The organism is Streptomyces sp. A012304 (assembly GCF_026008495.1).
In the GTDB taxonomy this organism is placed as follows: domain Bacteria; phylum Actinomycetota; class Actinomycetes; order Streptomycetales; family Streptomycetaceae; genus Streptomyces.
Genome location: NZ_BQUN01000039.1, coordinates 1 through 18,684 on the forward strand (window position 1 = coordinate 1; position 18,684 = coordinate 18,684).

Annotated in this window: 13 protein-coding genes and 3 pseudogenes; 7 read left to right on the forward strand and 9 right to left on the reverse strand. The window is 71.9% G+C overall.

The genetic code is table 11. From position 1 onward, the window contains the following. From ALMP_RS09165 to ALMP_RS44345, 3 genes and pseudogenes are all read left to right on the forward strand, one after another. Nucleotides 1-3,399 (forward strand): annotated as a pseudogene (locus ALMP_RS09165) (hypothetical protein); the annotation flags it as partial. Nucleotides 3,400-3,402: 3 nt separating this feature from the next. Next, a complete protein-coding gene (locus ALMP_RS09170; RefSeq protein ID WP_264925785.1) occupies nucleotides 3,403-4,071 on the forward strand; it encodes a hypothetical protein in 669 nt (222 codons plus the stop codon). Nucleotides 4,072-4,090: 19 nt separating this feature from the next. Beyond that, nucleotides 4,091-4,201, forward strand: a pseudogene (locus ALMP_RS44345) (DNA-binding protein); the annotation flags it as partial. A gap of 58 nt (nucleotides 4,202-4,259) precedes the next feature. Here the strand turns inward: ALMP_RS44345 and ALMP_RS09180 are convergent. The 5 genes from ALMP_RS09180 to ALMP_RS09200 form a co-directional block, all read right to left on the reverse strand. Then, nucleotides 4,260-4,976 (reverse strand): hypothetical protein, encoded by a 717-nt coding sequence (locus tag ALMP_RS09180; protein WP_264925786.1) that lies wholly within the window; start codon nucleotides 4,974-4,976, stop codon nucleotides 4,260-4,262. Nucleotides 4,977-4,996: 20 nt separating this feature from the next. Then, nucleotides 4,997-7,057, reverse strand: coding sequence for an ATP-binding protein (locus tag ALMP_RS09185; RefSeq protein ID WP_264925949.1), 2,061 nt, complete (start codon nucleotides 7,055-7,057; stop codon nucleotides 4,997-4,999). A gap of 423 nt (nucleotides 7,058-7,480) precedes the next feature. Further along, on the reverse strand, nucleotides 7,481-8,161 hold the full coding sequence (locus ALMP_RS09190) for a DUF4255 domain-containing protein (RefSeq protein ID WP_264925787.1): 681 nt from the start codon (nucleotides 8,159-8,161) through the stop codon (nucleotides 7,481-7,483). A 19-nt stretch (nucleotides 8,162-8,180) separates the two neighbouring features. Next, nucleotides 8,181-11,405, reverse strand: a complete 3,225-nt coding sequence (locus tag ALMP_RS09195; RefSeq protein WP_264925788.1) for an HYR domain-containing protein — start codon at nucleotides 11,403-11,405, stop codon at nucleotides 8,181-8,183. Between the two features lie 153 nt (nucleotides 11,406-11,558). Further along, a complete protein-coding gene (locus tag ALMP_RS09200; protein ID WP_264925789.1) occupies nucleotides 11,559-12,128 on the reverse strand; it encodes a response regulator transcription factor in 570 nt (189 codons plus the stop codon). A gap of 214 nt (nucleotides 12,129-12,342) precedes the next feature. On the opposite strand from ALMP_RS09200, the gene ALMP_RS09205 reads away from it, so the two are divergent. Continuing rightward, nucleotides 12,343-13,767, forward strand: coding sequence for a hypothetical protein (locus ALMP_RS09205; RefSeq protein WP_264925790.1), 1,425 nt, complete (start codon nucleotides 12,343-12,345; stop codon nucleotides 13,765-13,767). 113 nt (nucleotides 13,768-13,880) lie between these two features. Here the strand turns inward: ALMP_RS09205 and ALMP_RS09210 are convergent, their stop codons facing one another. Beyond that, complete coding sequence (locus ALMP_RS09210; protein ID WP_264925791.1) at nucleotides 13,881-14,714, reverse strand: DUF4157 domain-containing protein; 834 nt, start codon at nucleotides 14,712-14,714, stop codon at nucleotides 13,881-13,883. Between the two features lie 148 nt (nucleotides 14,715-14,862). After that, nucleotides 14,863-15,255, reverse strand: coding sequence for a VOC family protein (locus ALMP_RS09215; protein ID WP_264925792.1), 393 nt, complete (start codon nucleotides 15,253-15,255; stop codon nucleotides 14,863-14,865). 93 nt (nucleotides 15,256-15,348) lie between these two features. On the opposite strand from ALMP_RS09215, the gene ALMP_RS09220 reads away from it, so the two are divergent. After that, nucleotides 15,349-15,510: a hypothetical protein gene (locus ALMP_RS09220; protein WP_264925793.1), complete on the forward strand. Its 162-nt coding sequence runs from the start codon at nucleotides 15,349-15,351 to the stop codon at nucleotides 15,508-15,510. Between the two features lie 375 nt (nucleotides 15,511-15,885). After that, entirely contained in the window at nucleotides 15,886-16,590 is a 705-nt protein-coding gene (locus ALMP_RS09225) for a GNAT family N-acetyltransferase (protein WP_264925794.1), read from the forward strand. Between the two features lie 70 nt (nucleotides 16,591-16,660). Here ALMP_RS09225 and ALMP_RS09230 read toward each other — a convergent pair whose 3' ends face one another. Continuing rightward, on the reverse strand, nucleotides 16,661-16,885 hold the full coding sequence (locus tag ALMP_RS09230) for a hypothetical protein (protein ID WP_264925795.1): 225 nt from the start codon (nucleotides 16,883-16,885) through the stop codon (nucleotides 16,661-16,663). Between ALMP_RS09230 and ALMP_RS09235 the strand changes: the two are divergent. Further along, nucleotides 16,826-17,198, forward strand: a pseudogene (locus tag ALMP_RS09235) (XdhC family protein); the annotation flags it as partial. The gene ALMP_RS09230 and the pseudogene ALMP_RS09235 sit on opposite strands and share 60 nt — an antisense overlap. Before the next feature lie 231 nt (nucleotides 17,199-17,429). Here ALMP_RS09235 and ALMP_RS09240 read toward each other — a convergent pair. Next, nucleotides 17,430-18,551 carry a diaminopropionate ammonia-lyase gene (locus tag ALMP_RS09240; RefSeq protein WP_264925796.1) on the reverse strand — a complete coding sequence of 374 codons (1,122 nt, stop codon included), beginning with the start codon at nucleotides 18,549-18,551 and terminating at the stop codon, nucleotides 17,430-17,432. Nucleotides 18,552-18,684 lie beyond the last annotated feature (133 nt).

Genomic DNA, 18,684 nt, shown 5'->3' on the forward strand with positions numbered 1-18,684 from the left:
TCCCAGGCCAAGGACAAGCCGGTCACCCCCCTCACCCCCGACGCTCCCCCGCCCGCCCCCGGCGCCCCGAACCCGGCGGGCGCGGTTCCGGCCCGGCAGCCGGACGCGGTCACCGACTTCTCCGGCGGCCCGCAGCAGGTCGACCAGCAGATGGCCGACGCCCAGGTCACCGAGGACCAGCTCGCCAAGAGCAACGAGCCTCAGTTCACCGACGCCTTGGCGGCGAAGAAGGAAGGCGAGCAGCACTCGGCCACCGCCCCCGGCGCGGCGCGCGGGGCCGAGGCCAAGCAACTCGCCGCCGCCCGACAAGGCGCCGCGGCGACCGGTACGCAGGCCATGGGCGAACTGGCCGCCACCCGCGCCGCCGTCGGCAAACAGGTCGACGCGGGCAAGAGCGCCGGCAAGTCGGCCGACGAACGCAAGCGGGCGGAGGTCACCGCCCGTCTGCAGAAGGTCTTCGACGCCACCAAGACCGACGTCGAGAGCACCCTGTCGGGCCTGGACAAGCTGGTGGACGACAAGTTCAACGCCGGCGAGAAGGCGGCGCGGGACGCGTTCACGGCGGACCACAAGCGCCGGATGGACGCCTACAAGGACAAGCGTTACTCCGGCTTCACCGGCAAACTCAAATGGGTCAAGGACAAGTTCGCGGGCATGCCGGAGGAGGCCAACCAGCTCTTCCAGGAGTCACGCAAGCTCTATGTCGCGCAGATGCAGCAGGTCATCTCCTCCATCGCCGACGTCATCGGTACCGAACTCGGCAGGGCGAAGGACCGGATCGCCAAGGGCCGGGCCGAGCTGAAGGCCGAAGTCGACCGTCTGCCCGCCGATCTGAAGAAGTTCGGCCAGGACGCCGCCAAGGACTTCACGGAGAAGTTCGACGGGCTGGAAGCCGACGTCAACGCGAAATCGGATCAACTGGTCCAGGACCTCGCCCAGAAGTACACGCAGGCGCTGAACGCCGTCGACGACGAGATCAAGAAGCTCCAGGAGGAGAACAAGGGTCTCATCGCCAAGGCCAAGGACGCCGTCGTCGGTGTCATCCAGACCATCATCGAACTGAAGAACATGCTGCTCGGCGTTCTGGCGAAAGCCGCCGCCGCGGTCATGAGCATCATCAAGGACCCCATCGGGTTCCTCCGCAACCTGGTCACCGCCGTCGGCGCCGGTCTGAGGCAGTTCATCGGCAACATCGCCGACCATCTGAAGAAGGGCCTGGTCTCCTGGCTGCTGGGCACGGCCGCCGGCGCGGGCCTCAACCTGCCCGCGAAGTTCGACCTCAAGGGCATCATCCAGCTCATCGCCGGCATGCTGGGGCTGACCTGGGCCAACATCCGCGCGCGCATCACCCGCAAGGGCGTCCCCGACCAGGCGGTCACCGCCGCCGAACAGTCCGTCCCCGTCGCCCAGGCCCTCCAGAAGGAGGGCCCGGCAGGCGCGGTGGAACACATCAAGGCCGAGGTCGGAGACCTGAAGTCGACGATCCTGGAGAAGCTGACCTCCTACCTGATCCCCACGGTCATCGTCGCCGGCATCACCTGGATCATCTCCCTGCTCAACCCGGCCTCCGCCTTCATCCGCGCCGTCAAGGGCATCATCGACATCGTCACCTTCGTGGTGACCCAGGGCGCCCAGATCATCCAGTTCGTCAACTCGATCCTGGACGCGGTCGTCGCCATCGCGAGCGGCGGCGGTGGCGGCGTCCCCGCCCTCATCGAAGGCGCCCTCGCCGCCTCCATCCCGGTCCTCATCGGCTTCCTCGCCGCCCTCCTGGGCGTCGGCAACCTGGCCGGCAAGGTCAAACAGGTCTTCCAGGCGGTCGCCAAGCCGGTCAACAAGGCCATCGACAGGATCGTCGACTTCATCGCGAAGAAGGCGAAGAAGCTGTGGGCCAAATTCAAGAGCAAGATCCGTGGGGGCGACGACAGTCCCGAGGGCAAGCGGCAGCGCCTGGCCAAGGGCCTCGCCGCCGCACGGTCCGCTGCCCAGCGCCTGAACAGCAACGGCCGGTTCAGCCAGGCCGCCCTGCGCGCGGCCTTCGCGGCGATCCGGGTCCGCTACGGCATGGCCTCCCTGGAACCGGTCGTCCGGGGCGGCAGCTGGTCGGCGCGTGGAACGGTGAACCCGACCGACGAGGTCGGGCTCGGCGTCGAGGCCCGCGACAGCGAGGAGAACTCGCAGGAGACGCAGGACCCCTCGGACGCCCGCTACCTCGAGATGATCCGCCAAGCACTGCCGGCGCACGCTGCGACCTTCTCCAAGGAGGCGCAGGAAGCGTGGAACAAGACGCTGAGGGTGACCGAGGTCGATGAGGAGCCGGTGTGGGGCGACCCTCCGGTCCAACTCGCAAGCCTCCCCGCCGAGGCTACGGAGCTTCTCACCAACCAGGCCGTCCTAAAGCAGCTGCTCGGCTACTTCAAGGAGAAGCCCCGCCGGAGAAGCGGCAAGGGAGACAACCCGGGCACCGCCGCCGACACCGCCAGCTTCTACAACCACGCCTTCAAGGGCGGCGGGCCACTGCGCGAGAAGATGCTGCGGGCCCTCGGCGAGGCCGCGCTGCGAGAACTCAAGATGCCGCGCGCCGGCCGCTCGGCGGACGCCACGAACCAGGTCAACACCATGGGATACGGAGTGGCGGCGGGCCCCTACGGCAAGTTCGCGCCGCTGCCCGGCTCCGGCTCCGGGGTGAACAAGGACCTCGAAGCCATCGTCAACGCCAAGGACGGCATCATCGGCTTCCTGCGTTTCGTCGCCACCGAGAGCTCGGAATGGAACACCAGGGTTCTCGACCTGTGGGCGAAACACAAGCCGTCCAAGGAATACCTGATGGACCTCTTCCGGCGGGCCGACTCCGGCAAGCACGAGTGGATTCCCACCGACTACATCCCGGCCGTTCTCGTGCGCGCGATGGGCCACCTCTCGCGGGGCGACAAGCTCGAAGCGGCCCGCTGGGTGGCGCTACACCACGCCCTGCGGTCGAAGACCGAGCACGTCATCTGGGCCATCCAGGGCGTGTCACCCAACGGCCATTCCGGCGCCCTCTGGCAGCAATACGTCGAGGGCGGAAAAACCAAGTACAAATTCACTTTGACCAACGGCCAGGAAGCCTTCCACAACAGGCTGCGCGACATCTTCAACCAGCACCAGGGCAGCGCCCTGCAGTATGTGAGTGCCCTGCGAGCCCAGATGCAGGACGCGAACAACCCCCTGATCTGGAACGGGAACCTCGACAATCATGATCCACAGTTCCTCGACAAGCCGGTCGCGGCGCTCGTGAAGACCGCCGCGGGTATAGTCCCGATGACCGTCCGGCAGCTCGGTGCTGAGCAGACAGCCAACTTCAACGCCATCATGGTCAACCTCGCAGAAGCCAACGACGCTGTGAAAGAGGTGAGCTGATCCATGCCGCTCCTCGAACCCCAGGTGGAAGAGGCTGTTCAGCGCCGGCTACAGAGAAATCCGCCCTTCAGCGACGACGACCTCGCCCAGCTCGACACCCTGGCCGTGCTCTTCCCCCGCGACCTCGGCGACCTCGCCCGTTTCCCCATGCTGAAAACGCTGCACGTGGTCGGCTACGGGGGAGGCGACCTCGCGGCGCTGGCTGGCCACCCGCGGCTGGCGTCGCTCTCCATGCGTTTCAGCGCGCTCGCCGACATCAGCGCGGTGCAGACGCTGCCCACGATCCGCAGCCTCCAACTGCCCCTCAACGCCATCGAGGACATCACCGCCCTGCGGTCCGAGCTGCCCAAGCTGTACGAGGTCGTTCTCACCGGCAATCCGCTCTCCGAGGAGAGCTATCGCGAGGTGGTGCCCGAGCTGCGGCAGCGGGGCATGGAAACCGTGACGGTCTCCGAGGAACAGGAGTGGCAGATCACCCGCAAGCTCTACGCCGCCGGGGTGCCGTTCGACTACTTCCGGCAGGGCAACAGCTACCTCCTGTGTCGGCCTGGCCTGGCGTTCACCGACACGCCGGACGCGGGTCACGCGGAAATCGGCCCCGCCGAACTGGAGGCGGTCCTGCAGCGGGGACCAGAGGAAGTCCACAAGCTGTTCGCTCGGGAAGCAGGCTAGGCTCAGTGCTCGTACCGACGCCCTTGCCGCGCTCGCGGAAGCGGGATTGCACAGCCACAAGTACGCCGTCGTGGCGGCGACCGCTCTGAGGGCGCGCGGTCCGGCGGTGGTGCCGACTTCCGACCCCGAGGCCATGGAAATCTCTGCGGAGCCGAGTGTGGGTCGTCAAGACTTGACAGGGGGTGACCCTACGACGCCCACCACACCGCCCTGTTCGTGTCGTAGTGCCGGCTGGCGCTGTGGGCCGCGCGGGTGCCGCCGTTGCAGGGCTGGGCGCAGAGGACGCGCAAGTTGTTGACGTCGTTGGCCCAGCGCTTCGCTTCCGCGCGGGTGATCGCGCTGACGGTGCGGCCGTCGACCTGCCAGGTCACCGCCGTCGCGTTGGCCTGGACGTAGGCGATGATCTCCGTGGCGTGGTCGATGGTGACGTAGCGGTTGCCATCCGCGGCCGTCTTGTCACTGAGCTGGGGGATGTACCTGGCGCACTGCGCGCACTGGTACTCGGTCCGCCCGTTCGTGTTCTGGCTGGGCGCCGCGGCCAGTACGGCGTTCACCGTCGCCGGGGTGAAACCGATGTCGTCCCTGGTGCCGCTCCAGATGACTTCGTCTCGCGGGCCCCGGCTGGGGAGTTCCGGGGCCCGGGGCGCGTCCGGGTCGAAGCCCTGCTGGGCCTGCTGCCGGGCGGACCGCGGCCGGTTGCCGTACGGGGAGTTGCTGACCGCGTGTCGCTTCTCCCGGACGGTACGCTCCGGCACCCGCTGCGCCGTCAGCAGTCGCACGACCGCGTCGTTCCCGGCCGTCCGCTGCAGGGCCAGCAGGGCGGCGACGGGCGACTCGTACGGCCGGCCTGTGCGGTGGGTCCGCTCCCGGCCCTGTTCCGTCAGTCGTTCGTCGTGCGCGCGCACAGCGGTCCTCCTCCGGTCGGTCACAGGACGAGCAGATCGACGTACGGGCCGAATTCGCTGGCCAAAGTCAGGCGGCCCAGTTTCTGGTATTCGCGTTGGATGGCGTGGATCAGTTGTCGCATGGTCAGGGGTGAGCCGGCCTCTGCGGTGAGGTAGGCGGCGGTGACGGCGATGGAGCGGATGTTACCGCCGGCGAGTTCGAAGGAGTCGGCGCAGAAGGGGAGATCGAGGTCGCCGGCGCCGGGCAGGAGGGGGGCCAGGCAGCGGTGCCAGAGGGCGAGGCGCTGGGTGGAGTCGGGGACGGGGAAGTCGATGACCAGGTCGAGGCGGCGGGTGAAGGCGTCGTCGAGGTTGGCACGGAGGTTCGTGGCGAGGATGGCGAGGCCGTCGAAGGACTCCATGCGCTGGAGGAGGTAGGCGCTCTCGACGTTGGCGTAGCGGTCGTGGGCGTCCTTGACCTCGGAGCGCTTGCCGAAGATGGCGTCGGCCTCGTCGAAGAGGAGGACGCCGTTCACCCCGGCCGCCTCGGAGAAGATGCGCTCGAGGTTCTTCTCGGTCTCGCCGACGTATTTGTCGATCACGGTCGACAGGTCGACGGTGTAGAGGTCCAGACCCAGGTCGGCGGCGATGACCTCCGCCGACATGGTCTTGCCGGTGCCGGAGTCCCCCGCGAACAGGGCGACGACGCCGCGGCCACGGGCGCCTCCGGGTCGCATGCCCCATTCGCCGAGCACGACGTCGCGGTGGCGGGCGCGGGCCGTCAGCTCGCGCAGCTGGGTCAGGGAGTCCGGAGGCAGGACGAGGTCGTCCCAGCCGACGGCGGGTTCGATACGGCGGGCGAGCAGGTCGAGGCCGGCGGAGTTCTGGGCCCGGGCGCCGCGGCGTACGTGCTCGGGGCGCAGCTCGTCACCGTCCAGGACGGCGTTCTGGGCGGCGCCTCGGGCGGCGCGGGTGATCTGTTCGGGGGTGAGGAGGAAGGGGGCAAGGAGGTTCGGGAGGTTCAAGCCGGCCGGAAGATGCTGCCCGTACGCGGCCTGCCACAGCGCTGCTCGCTCGGTCGGCTCGACGCGCGGGGCGCGCAGCAGCAGCGGGGGCCGCGTGGACCAGGCGGCGTCCCACGGGGTGCGGCCGACGAGGACGACGGGGACAGGAGCGTCCGTCAGCTGCCGTAGCAGCGCGACCCGTTCGCGGTCCCGGTCCAGGGCGTCGACCGGGGCGCAGACCAGGCCGGCGCCGGTCAGCCGGGCCTCGCGCACGGCGGTGCGCACGGCGTCCGCGGGGGCCGGGTCGCGGGCGAGGCGGGCCAGGTCCAGGGCGAGGGCGGGGCGCCCGGCCCGGGCGAGTGCGGTCGCGGCGAGGGCGAGACCCGCGCCGCCCTGGTCCTCGCGCAGATAGGCCAGGGGGACTTCGGCCGCCAGGGCCCGGGCCAGCGGGGCGGCGTCACCCACGCCGGGTACGGGCGGGGCCGGGTGCAGCAGGTCCGCGACCCGGGGGTCGAGGGTGTCGTCGCCGAGCAGGTGCGCGGTGACCCGGTCCGGTACGCGCAGGGCGCGCCCGAGGAAGGGGCGGTCCGGGTCCTCGATGAGCAGCAGGCCGCCGGAGAGCAGCGGCGCGGTGGCGCCGAGGCGGGCGCGGGCGGAGGCGTCCGCCGGGGACAGTCCGCACAGCGCCAGAGCCACGCCGATGGAGGGCCGGCGCCGGGTGACGTCGTCGTTGAGATAGCCGTAGAACGATTCGAACCGGGCGTCCAGATCGGGCAGCAGGGCGATGAGCAGGATCTCGACGTCGAGGTCGGTCAGGCCCAGGCCGGCCGTGAGGCGGCGCAGGCTGGTGGGCGGGTCGGCGGTGTCGGCCCGTGTCTCGGCCTCGGCGTGCCGGGCGGCGTCCGTGTGGTCGGGGGCGGCGGGGCGGGGCGGCGTGTCGAGGAGGCGGTGGACGGACTCGTCGGTGAGGTAGAGGCCCCGGAAGGCGTCGTCGGGGTTGGGGTCGGTCTGCCTGCGGGCGGCGACGGCGCGGCGTACCCGTTCCTCGACGAGGACCACCCGGTCCAGCAGGTGGCGGAGGCTGGGGTTCTCGGCGATGGGATGCTCCTCGCTCCACTCGGTGTGTGCGGGTGGGATGTCGCGGGTCGGGTCGTGCGTGGCCGCCGGCCGTGTGGTCGCCCGCGTTCCTCACGGGGCGCGGTGCCGCGCCGGGTCCCGGTACGACCGCGAGTGCGGCACGGCACTCACGAGCCCGCGCCGAAATCCCGGCGGGCCTGCTGGTCCGGGCACAACCACCGGCCTCCCGACCTCGACCCGACCGCCGGCGTCCTGACCGCGCGGCAGAAGCATCGGCGTCCCGACCTCGGCACAAGCATCGGCGTCCCGACCGTCGGCCTCCCGACCGCGGCCCAAGCATCGGCCTCCCGGCCTCGGCGCGACCAAGAACGCGGCGCTCGCAAGCGTCCGCGCCGGATCCCCCCGCAGCCTTGGCCGCCGGGGGCGTCCGGCAGCCGCCGCTGCTCATTCTCGGACGCGCCGGGACCGCGCGGGCCGTGGGCGACGCGCCGCCGGCTCGTCCGCCGGGCCGGCTTCCCGCGCCGCGGTGCGGCCCTGGCCGGCGCGCCCGGTGTCCTCCAGCCCGAGTCGCAGGCCGCCCTCCTCGGTGACCGGCGGCGCCGCCGGAACGACTCCCGTGCCGACGAGGGGGACGCTGACCACGAGGTCGAGGGAGGGCTTCAGCTCCCCGCCGAGCGCGCTCCACACGTCCGAGAACGACCGGTCCTCGGGGGGCGGCAGCGCGATCGTCATCGGCACCGGCAACGGAAGCTCGGCCAGTGAGCCGGTCAAGTGGTGGGTGGGCATGGCGTCGCTCTCCAGCAGGCACAGCAGGAGGGAGGACAGCAGGCGGTGTTCGTCCTCGGGGCGCCGGGTCCAGGCGGTGATCAGGTAGGACAGCTTGAAGTACCGGGGCGGGCGATGACGGGCGACGACGGTGCCGCGCGCGTCGTACTCGTTGGACAGGCCTCGGGAGCGGCGGCGCATGTCCTCCCGGATGTCGTAGAGGTAGAGATTGACGGTGGGGGCGTTGACCTTGGCCGCCCAGTCGCGGGTGGGCGCGTCGAACACGACGCTGACCTGTGTGCCGCCCAGGGCGTCGTCCTTGACGAGGGCGCGCAGTGCGGCGTCCACCTCGTGGATCACGGTTCCGTCTCCGTCCTGGTCATCCGCGGCCGATGAAGTCGGGTGGCTGGAGGCTGCGGGGCACGACGAGGACCCTCGCGGTGAGCGGGTCGTATCCGGGTCCTGTGGCGCGGAGCAGCCGTGGTCCGGTCCGGTCCTTGCGCAGGACGAGGACCTGGGTGCGGAACGTCCCGTCGGCGCCCACCCTCACCGGAACCGTCGCGGCGGTGATGCCCTGGCTCCACGTCAGTCGCACGACGGTTCCGGCCGGGAAGTCGCGGCCCTCGGCGAGGACGACGTCGCCGAGCCGGGCGACGACGGGCCCGACGGTCAACACGGGTTTGAGGACGCGGAGCCGGACCGTGTCGGTGTTGTTGGCGGTGCGCGGGTCGGTCGGCGTGCCGGCGACCCGGGCCGTCACGGTGCCGCTGACGGCCTTGTCGTACGACAGCCGGGTGGTGACCTGGATCCGGCCGCCGGCGGGCAGGGTGCAGGGGCGGGCGGCGGTGCAGCGGTCCTGGGCGCTCACCACGGTGACGGGCACGGGTGTCCCGGCGGTCAGGACGACGTTCTTGGCGGCGTCCGGTCCGGCGTTGGTGAGGGTGTACGTCACCGTGACGGTCCCGCCGGTGAAGGCGGGCTGCGGGCCGGCGGCGGCGGTCACGGCGAGGTCGGCGGAGGGCGCCACCGGCACGGGCGGGATCAGCACGACGGTGACGACGGCCGTGTCGGTACCGGTGTTGCCCGCCTTGTCGGTCGCCCTGCACGTCACGGTGGTCTTCCCGATCGGGAAGGTGGAACCGGAGGGCGGGACGCAGGTGGCGGGGAGGACGCCGTCGACGATGTCCCGGGCGGTGGCGATGTACCCGACGGGTGCGCCGTCCCGGCTGAGGGTCCGTACGGTCCGGTCGTCCACCTGGACGACGGGCTTGCCGTCGTCGACGACGGTGAGGACGGCGGTGTCGGTACCGGTGTTGCCCGCCTTGTCGGTCGCCGTGCACGTCACGGTGGTCTTCCCGATCGGGAAGGTGGAACCGGACACCGGCGTGCAGGTGACGGCCAGGGGTCCGTCGACGATGTCCTGGGCCGTGGCGGTGTACTCGATGACGGCGCCGGCGGGGCCGGTGGCCCGCTCGGTGCGGTCGTCCACGGTGACCACGGGCGCGGTCGTGTCGACCACCGTGATCACGGCGGTGTCCTCGCCGGTGTTCTCGTGCGCGTCCGTCGCCGTGCAGGTCACGGTGGTCTCCCCGAGCGGGAAGGTGGAGCCGGGGGGCGGTGCGCAGGTGACGTTCGTCGGTCCGTCCACGGTGTCGACCGCGGTGGCGACGTAGTCCACGGCCGCGCCGTCGGGACCGGTGGCCTCCACCGTCAGGTCGTCGACGGTCACGACGGGCGGGGTCGTGTCGACGACGGTGATGACGGCGGTGTCCGTGCCGGTGTTCTCGCGGGAGTCGGTCGCCGTGCAGGTCACCGTCGTCCCGCCGATCGGGAACACCGAACCCGACGGCGGCTCGCAGGTGACCGGCACCGTCCCGTCGACCGTGTCCCGCGCCGACGCGGGGTATTCCACGACCGCGCCTGCGGGGCCGGTCGCCTCCGCGGTGCGGTCCTCGACGGTGACGACGGGGCCGGTCGAGTCGGTCACCGTGAACTCGGCCGTGTCCTTCCCGATGTTGCCCGCCTTGTCGGTCGCCGTGCAGGTGACGGTGGTCTTCCCGATCGGGAACGTCGAGCCGGGGGGCGGATCGCACACCACCTGGACGTCGCCGTCCACGAGGTCCGTGGCCGTGGCGGGATACGTGATCACGGCGCCGGCGGGACCGGTCGCCTCGACGGTGCGGTCGTCGACGCTCACCACCGGCGCGGTGGTGTCGACGACGGTGACCACGGCCGTGTCGCGCCCGGTGTTGCCCGCCTTGTCGGTCGCCGTGCAGGTGACCGTCGTCCGCCCGATGGGAAAACGCGTCCCGGACGGCGGCTCGCACGACACCGGCACCTCGCCGTCGACGTTGTCGCGCGCGCCGGCCGGGTAGTCGACGACCGCGCCGTCCGGGCCGGCGGCTTCCACCGTACGGTCGTCGACGGTCACCGACGGGGCGGTCACGTCGTTGACGGTGATGCGGATCTGCTGCCGGTAGGCCGGTTCGGCTGTCGGACCGAGGGCGAACTGGACCGTGCAGGCCAGCGTCGAGCCCTGCGGTGCGTCCGGGGACACCGTGATCACCTCGCTGAAGGAGGCGGTCTGGCCGCTGGTCACCTGGAGGCTGGGCGGAGAGAGGGAGACGCCCAGCGAGCTGTCGCAGTCGACGAGCTGGTGGCTGACGGTGACGGGCAGGTTCGTCAGGCCCTGGACGATGGCGTTCGACACCTGACCCGGGTTGATGCCCTGGAGATACGTACCGCCGGTGGACCGGGTGACAAGGGTGGCCTGGCCGTTCTCGTAGTCGCCGTCGCTGGGCCGCTGGCCGTCGAGTCCGTCGCTGGAGCTGGTCACGTCGACGGCGAGCACCTTCACACCGCGGTTCTGGAGCGTTCTGACGACGTCGGCGAACCGGTGCCCCGCGCTGGGGTCGTGGGTGGAGGCGTCACCGACCAGGACGACGATGGGGCTGGCGCCGTCCCGGAAGGTGTTCCGGCCGCCGACCCCGGTCGCCACCTCGTGGAGCGCGTTGCCCCAGTCCTCCGGCGTGTCGCCGCCGCCGGAGGCGGTCAGGGCGTTCACGCCGCGCTGGATGGCGCTCCGGTCTGCGGTGAACGCCTGGTGCAGGAAGAAGAGCCGGCTTCCACCGGCGTCCCTCGCGTCGCCGTAGCTGGCGACGGCGAACCGGGACTCCTGCTGCGCCTCGAAGACCTGGCTGACGATCGTGGGCAGGTTGTTCTTCACGTTGGTGATGGCACCGCTCATGCTGCCGGTGTTGTCCACCAGCAGGACGACATCCGGCTTGGGCGGCACCACCGGAGTCCGCACCTGCTTGGCGACGGTGATCGAGGCACCGGGGTTCAGCGACTGCTCCACCAGCGACGGCGTGACCGGGGACACCGGGACCGAGGCGTCCGCGGCCGAGGAAGGCGTGTCCGCGGACGCGGTGTCAGGTGATGTCGTGTCAGCGGACGCGGTGTCAGGGAACGGCGTGTCGGGGGACGGCGAGGAGGACGAAGCCGCCGTCCGGGCCCGCGGCGCCGTGTCCGAGACTCCGGCCCCTACCGCGCCGAGCGCGAGGACCGAGGCCATCAGGCCCGCCCGCAGTCGGAACAACCGCACGACATCCCCTCCCAGATCGGCGTCGCCCAACCGTCCCCGGCACCGCTCCCGGACGGAGCGGTGCAGGGGACACGCCTCGGGGAAGAGCCGTCTGCCCCTCCGGGCAATCCGCCTCTCCCCACCGAGGCGGCCGCCCTTCGGACCGGTCCCCCTTCAGATCAGCCCCTGCCGGAGCGCGTAGGCGACGACATGGGAGCGGTTGCGCAGGTGCAGCCGGGTGACGAGGTCGTGCAGGATGTTCTTGATGGTGCGCTCGGAGTACGCGAGCTTCGAGGCGATGTCCCCGGTGTCGTACCCTTCGGCGACGAGTCGGACGACCTCGATCTCCCGGTCGGTGAGCCCGCTGAAGTTCAGGCCGCGCGGCGCCAGTACCTGGCTCTGCAACTGGCCGACCTGCTCCAGCAAGCGGCCCAGCAGGTCCGCCGGAACGCTTCCCTCTCCCCTGGCCACCGCGTTGATCACCTGTACCAGCCGCTCGGGCGTCGCCTCGGACCGGCGCAGGACGCCCGCCACCCCGCACTCCGCGGCACCGACCAGTTGCTGGTCGTCGATGCGGGTGGCGATCAGCGCCACCCGGGCCTCCGTCGTCCGCCGGATGTGGCGCAGGGTCCGCAGCGACTCCTCGTCTATGGTGTCCACGACGACCACCATCACGGCGGCGGCCGGCTCCTCCCCCTCTTCCTGGAGCCGGATCTCCGGCCGGGGCCGCAGCTGCGTGGCCACCCCCGCTCTCGAGATCGGGTCATCCGCGCGCAGGCACACAACTATCCGGTCCACACCAGTCTCCCCCCTGGTCGAGCGCATCGCGGCGCGTCGAGCAGTATGCGGCAGGCGACTCCACGCAAAGTCAACAAGGCGTCAATGGGCACCTCAGCTTCCCGAAAGTCTTCCTGTGAGGCCCCTGCCGGACACCGCCGACGACCTTATGGTGCCGATCATGACAACTGCGGCGAGCCTGGACACGACCGCTGTGACCGCCGAGCCTGGTGGGCGGACCGACGTCCCCCTTCAGATACGCAACTCCGGCAGCACGGTGGAGGAGTATCGCTTCGAGGTCGTGGGCCCGGCAGCGGCCTGGGCGACCGTCGAACCGACGAGCCTTTCGCTTTATCCGGACAGTACGGGCACCGCGGTCCTCACGCTGAGCCCGCCCCGAAGCTCGGAGGTGCCGGCCGGGGACGTCCCGTTCGGGGTGCGGGTGGTGCCCACCAGCGCCCCCGACACGGCGGTGGTCCCCGAGGGCGTCGTCACGGTCCTGCCGTTCGCCGAGATCACCGGGGAGCTGGTGCCCCGTGGGTTCGACGGCGCCTGGCGCGGCCGTACGGACGTGGCCGTCGACAACCGCGGCAACATCCCGATGACGGTGCAGCTGGCGGCCCAGAGCGACAGCTCCCGGGTGCGGCTGGGCTTCGCCCGGGAGACCGTCGAGCTGGCTCCGGGTGCGGCCGAGTTGTCGCGGCTCACCGCGCGTCCGGCGCGGCGGCTGTGGCGCGGCGCCCCCGTCGTGCACCCGTTCCAGGTGGTGGCGATGCCCACGGGGGACGTGCCGCACGAGTCGGTCCTCCTGGACGGCACCTACCAGCAGGACGCGATACTGCCGCGCTGGCTGCCGCGGGCCCTGGCGGCGGTGGTGGCGATGGCGGTGGTCCTGGCCATCCTGTGGTTCGCCATGCTGCGCCCGGTGGTGCGGTCGGCGGCGCGGGAGGAGTCCAAGAAGCAGGTGGCCGCCGTGCTGTCGCCCAGCCCCAGCGCGTCCGCCGCCGCGGGCGGCGCCGGCTCGTCCGGAGCGTCGGCGGGCTCCGCCGGATCGGGGCAGGATCCGGCGGGTGGTGGTGCGCCCGGCTCCGGTACCGCGGCGGGATCGACGGGCGGAGGCACCGGCGGGGGTGGGAGCACGGGCGCAGGCACCGGCGGCGCGGGCACGGGAGGAAGCGGCGGCGGTGGCACGGGAGTGAGCGCCGGCGGGGGTGCGGGCGACCCGCGCAGCGCTCAGGCCGAGGTCAAGGACTCGGTGGGCGGCGAACCGACGTCCGGCACGGTGTACCGCGTCCCGGCCGGTCAGGTGTTCGACCTGACGGACCTCGTGGTGCAGAACCCGCAGGGCGACTCCGGCACCGTCGTCATCGCCGCCGGCAGCCGGACCCTGCTGAGGCTCGCGCTGCAGAACTTCCGTGACCAGGACTACCACTTCGTCACCCCGATCGTGGTGCCCGCCGGGGGGCAGATCACCATGACGGTGACGTGCAGCGCGGTGGGGCGGCCCGTGGGCGGTCCGGCGCCAGCCCAGTGCGACGGGTCGGTGCTGGTCGGCGGGACGCTGCGGCAGGCGCCCAGCGTGAGCCCCTCCCCCTCCGCGGCCTGACCCGGCCGACGGGAGCGGGGCCTGCCGGTCAGGCGTTCGGGCGAGCGGGACGGAAGCCGTCAGGGACGGTGAGCGGGTACGGCCCCCGGGCACGAGCCCGGGGGCCGTACCCGTCATGCGTCGCCCGGCTCCTCCTGCTGCTCGTCCTCCTGCTCGGCGCGCTGCACGAACAGCCCTTGCACGTCGGCGGGCTCCTCGTCCTCCTGCTCGGCCCGCTGCACGAACAGCCCCTGCACGTCGGCGGGTTCCTCGCCCTCCTGCTCGGACTGCCGTTGGGCCGCTACGGACGGCCCGGAGGCGGCCGCCGCCCCCTCCGCGGTCTGTGCGGCCGGGGCCGGGGCGGACATCACACGTTCGGCGTTCGCGCTGGCCTCCCGCTCGTACCGGTCCGAGGGGTCGCTGACCCGGATGCCCCCGGGTGCCTCGGTCCCGTCGACCGGGCCGCTGCGCTGCTGGATCACGTGGGTCAGTTCATGGGCGATCGTCGTGCGCCCGGCATGGGACGACGGGTCGTAGGCGTCCCGCTGGAAGACGACGTTGTTGCCGACGGTGTAGGCGTGCGCTCCGACGGACTTCGCGGACTCGTGCGCCGCGTCGCCCGTGTGCACCCGCACGTCGGAGAAGTCCGCGCCGAGCCTTGCCTCCATGTCGGAGCGGACATCGGCGCCGAGTGCCTGCCCGGAGCCGGACCCGATGACGTCGTGCACGGGCGAGCGCTGCGGCGAGGGGGTCGCGGGGGTCTCATCGTCCTGCTCCCGTTGCAGCATGGCGCCCACCGCGCTGTTGCCGACGGCGCGCTGCAGCGTGCCCATGCCGGAGGGGCCCAGAACATCGGGGCGACCCGCGGCTGCCGCCTTGAACAGCCGTGAGTCGTCGCTCTGGGGCTGCCTGTGGCCGGCTTGTTGGTGGTCGTGATCGTGCTCGTGGTCGTGTACGTGGTCGGGCATCCTCGCTCCCTGGGACGTCCAGCGGCAGACCTCTTCGACCCTGACACTGCCTCAGTGCGCCCGCCCGGTACAGGCGTGCGGCTGCTCACGCGAGTGCAGCCACCGCTGCCCGATGAGGCAGACGCCGCCCCCGGGCGGGTTCGACCGGTCAGTTCTCCTGGAGCACGGAGAGGACGTTCCCGGCGGGGTCGGTGAACCAGCCGATCGCCGCGGGGCCGCCGTCGCCGACCCGCACGACGCCCCTCTCGTCGTGGTCGAAGCCGGGGTAGCGCTCAAGGGTCACGCCACGCCGCTCCAGTTCGTCGACGGCTGCCTCGATGTCCGCCACGGGGAAGTTGAGAATCGTGAACGTCGCGGGGGTGTGCGACTCCTTGGGATAGACGAAGACCTGCGTGCCGCTGCCGAGCTTGAGGGTCAGCATCCGCATGTCCCCCTGCCCGGACTCCTCCACCGGCAGGCCGAGCGTCTCCCCGTAGAACCGGCGGGCCTCGCCGAGGTCGTCGACCGAGAAGCCGCTGAACGCCTGCGATTCTCCGAACATTCCGTGTGTCTCCTTCGCGGTGAGCCGTCCTGACACCTCAGGGCACATCACGGGCGCCACGGCCGGACGCACGCCACGCGGGGCGACGCCCGGATGGTCGCGGGCCCTTCACCCATCGAGGAGTTCCTCGGAGCGGCCACGACGGCGCGGTGCGGCACCTCGGGTGGTGTCCCCGCCGCCGCCCCCCCGAAGGCGGCGCGGCTGGCCCGCAGTCATGTCGAGGACTTCGAGCGGGCCGTCCGCGAGGCCATCTGACACCACGCCGCGGGGCCTCAGCGCGTGACCCCGGGGTGGCCGCTCCCGCACCGGGACGACCGCCACGGCGGCCCCGGGCTCCGCCACCTGTGCGGCCCTGTGAGCACGGTCGGCATCCCGGGACACGGCATTCTCTCCTCGAAATGAAATGAGACAAAAAGGGACGCGGATATCCACGGAATATCGCGCGCATCGCTCTGTCGCACCGTAAGGCGCCCCCGGGGATCCCGGTAGCGAGTCATGGTGAATGCGGATATGACCAGTGGCCCTGACCAGGCAAGGAGCGGGGCGTTTCCGGACCCGCCCCGGCAGGAATCCCCGTCGGGGATATGGTGTATCCCGAAATCGTATCGGCAATCCGGAAGGGCACAGACAATGCGGAGCGAGGACACCGCCGTACTCGACGACCCGGTGGGCGAGTCACTGCGCGGCCACCACGCGGACCTCGCGCGCCGGGTCGGCCGTGCCGCGACCTACCTGCCGGACGTCGCGACCTTCTCGGCCGTGTCCCCCGCCGCGGACTCGACGGACTGGGCCGACCTCGCCCGGCTGCTCGGCCGAGGCGAATTCGCCGACATGTTCAGCTGCCGGGCGACCCCGCCACCGGACTGGGAGCCGGTTTTCGTCCTCGAAGGCCGGCAGATGATCTGGCCCGGCAGCGACCGATCCGGTCAAACCCGTACCGCGAGCGACGCCGAGGTGGTCGAACTGGGTGCGGCCGACGCGCCCGAGATGCTCGACCTCGCGGCGCGGACCCAGCCGGGGCCGTTCTGGCCGCGCACCCACACACTCGGCACCTACCTCGGCATCCGTGACAACGGCCGGCTGGTGGCCATGGCGGGCGAACGGCTCAGGCCACCGGGATGGACCGAGATCAGCGCCGTCTGCACGGCACCCGAGGCACGCGGGCGAGGCCACGCCGCCCGCCTGGTGAGCGCGGTCGCCGCACGGATACTGGCCCGGAACGAACGGCCCTTCCTGCACGTGGCCGAGGCGAACACCGCCGCGATCGCGCTCTACGAACGGCTCGGCTTCGAAAGCCGCACACACGTGACCTTCCGCGGGTTCCGGACGCCTTGAGCGGTACGGATCCCGTGAGCGGCGCGGCTCCGGACGCCGTGACCGGTACGGCTCCCGCGGCCGGTACGGCTCACGGCGCATAGCCCCGCAGGAGGACCGCGACCGTGTCGTCCAGGCTCTGCCCGATCCGGTCGGCGGTGATCGCGCCACTCACCATGAGCGTGACGAAACCCTGCAACGCGGCGGTGAGCGGCACCGCGACACGCTCGACCGAGCCCGCGCGCACCTCCCCGCGCACCGCTACCTGGAGCGGACGGCGACCGACGAGCGGACCGTGCTGTGCGTCCTCACCCACGACGCCAAGTTCGACGTCCCGCTGCTCAAGGCGGCCCTGCCGCTGCCGGTCGCCTACATCGGCGCGATGGGCTCCCGCCGCACCCACACCGACCGCGAGCGGCGGCTGCGCGAGGCCGGCGTGAGCGAGGCGGAGCTGTCCCGGCGTGCGCTCGCCGATCGGCCTCGACCTCGGTGCCCGCACGCCCGAGGAGACCGCCGTGTCCATCGCGGTGGAGATCGTCGCGGCACGCCAGGGCGGTACCGGCGCGCCCCTGACCGGTGCGGGGACACCGATCCACCGGGACGGTGGGCTCAGGAACAGAGGCCGGTGACCGTGGCGGTGCAGATGTCGGTGAGGCGGTCCAGTGAGGCGAGGTCGACGTACTCGGTGGCCGCGTGCGTCTTTGGTGGGTTGCCGGAACGGTGAGGCGGGTGGCGGGTACGGGCCGGCCGGGCCGAGGCGGGCGGCAGCCCGGTGCGGGAGACGGCGGTCTCCGGGTTGTGGACCGTCGCTGACCGGGCCGGCCCGCCAGGGGCTGGCGGAGCGGCAGCCCTTCGCGTGTTCAGTGGTCGGCGCCGGAGTGCGGGTTGGCGGCCGTGCCCTCGGTGCTCAGCAGGACGACCACCGAGGTGGGGCCGAGCCCCAGCGCCGTACGGCGTTCCTCGGCTCCCACGCCGGTGAGCGCCGCGCGCGGACCGGCGAGCGCCGCGGCCCCGCAGGGGCCCGAGGAGACCCCGGCAGCGGCCAGATCGGCGGCCGCGCGGGCGCTGTCGGCGTCCGTGACGGCGACCGCCGCGTCCAGCCCGCCGCGCAGGTGGGGCCAGGCGATGCTGGACGGGGTGCCGCAGTTCAGCCCGGCCATGGTCGTCTCCCCCGTGGTGACGCTGACGGGTTCGCCGAGGGTGAGGCTCTCCAGGACGCAGGGCGCGGCCTCCGGCTCCACCGACAGCAGCGCCGGGGCATGCCCGGAGGGTCGGCTGCGGTAGTGGGTGACCACGGCCTGGGCCAACGAGCCCACGCCCACCGGTACGCAGACGAGGTCGGGGCCCGCGACGACCCCTTCGGCCGCCAGCTGCTCGTCGATCTCGGCGCAGAGCGTGGAGTAGCCCTCGACGATCCACCCCGGGATCCGCTCATAACCCGGCCAGGCGGTGTCCTGGACCAGGACCGTGTCCGGCGCGGCAGCCGCCTCGGCCGCCAGGCGCACGGCCTCGTCGTACGGCCCCGCGACCTCGGTGACCTTCGCCTGTTCGGCGGCGATGGCCGCCACGGCCCGTGGATGCACGCCCTGGGGAACGAAGACGTGGGCGTCCTGCCCGAGGCGGTGTGCCATACGGGCCACCGCCCGGCCGTGGTTGCCGTCGGTGGCGGTCACCAGGGTGATCGGGCCGCGCTCCGGGCCGTTCGCCGCCCGCTCGGCGAGGATCCGGTGGACCGCCCAGGACGCGCCCAGCGCCTTGAACGCGGGCAGCCCCAGACGGGACGACTCGTCCTTGACGAAGACCCGGCCGACTCCCCACTCCGCCGCCCATGCCGGGAGTTCGGTCAGTGGGGTGGGCGCGTAGTCGGGCAGCGAGGAGTGGAAGTCGCGCACCTCGGCGGGCGCGGGCTCGCACCGCCAGGCTCGGGCGTCGGGGCGCGCGAGCCACGGCAGCGGACGGAGGGAGGAGGGTTTGTCGGACACACGATCAGGGTGCGGCCCCTTCCTACAATCGGTCCAGCGAATGTTTTCGATCTATACCCATCGGAAAATCCGAGCATTGACGCGCCGGGACGGGTGCGGCGGTCGCTCCGCGGGGGTGAGGAGAGCGGGCCGC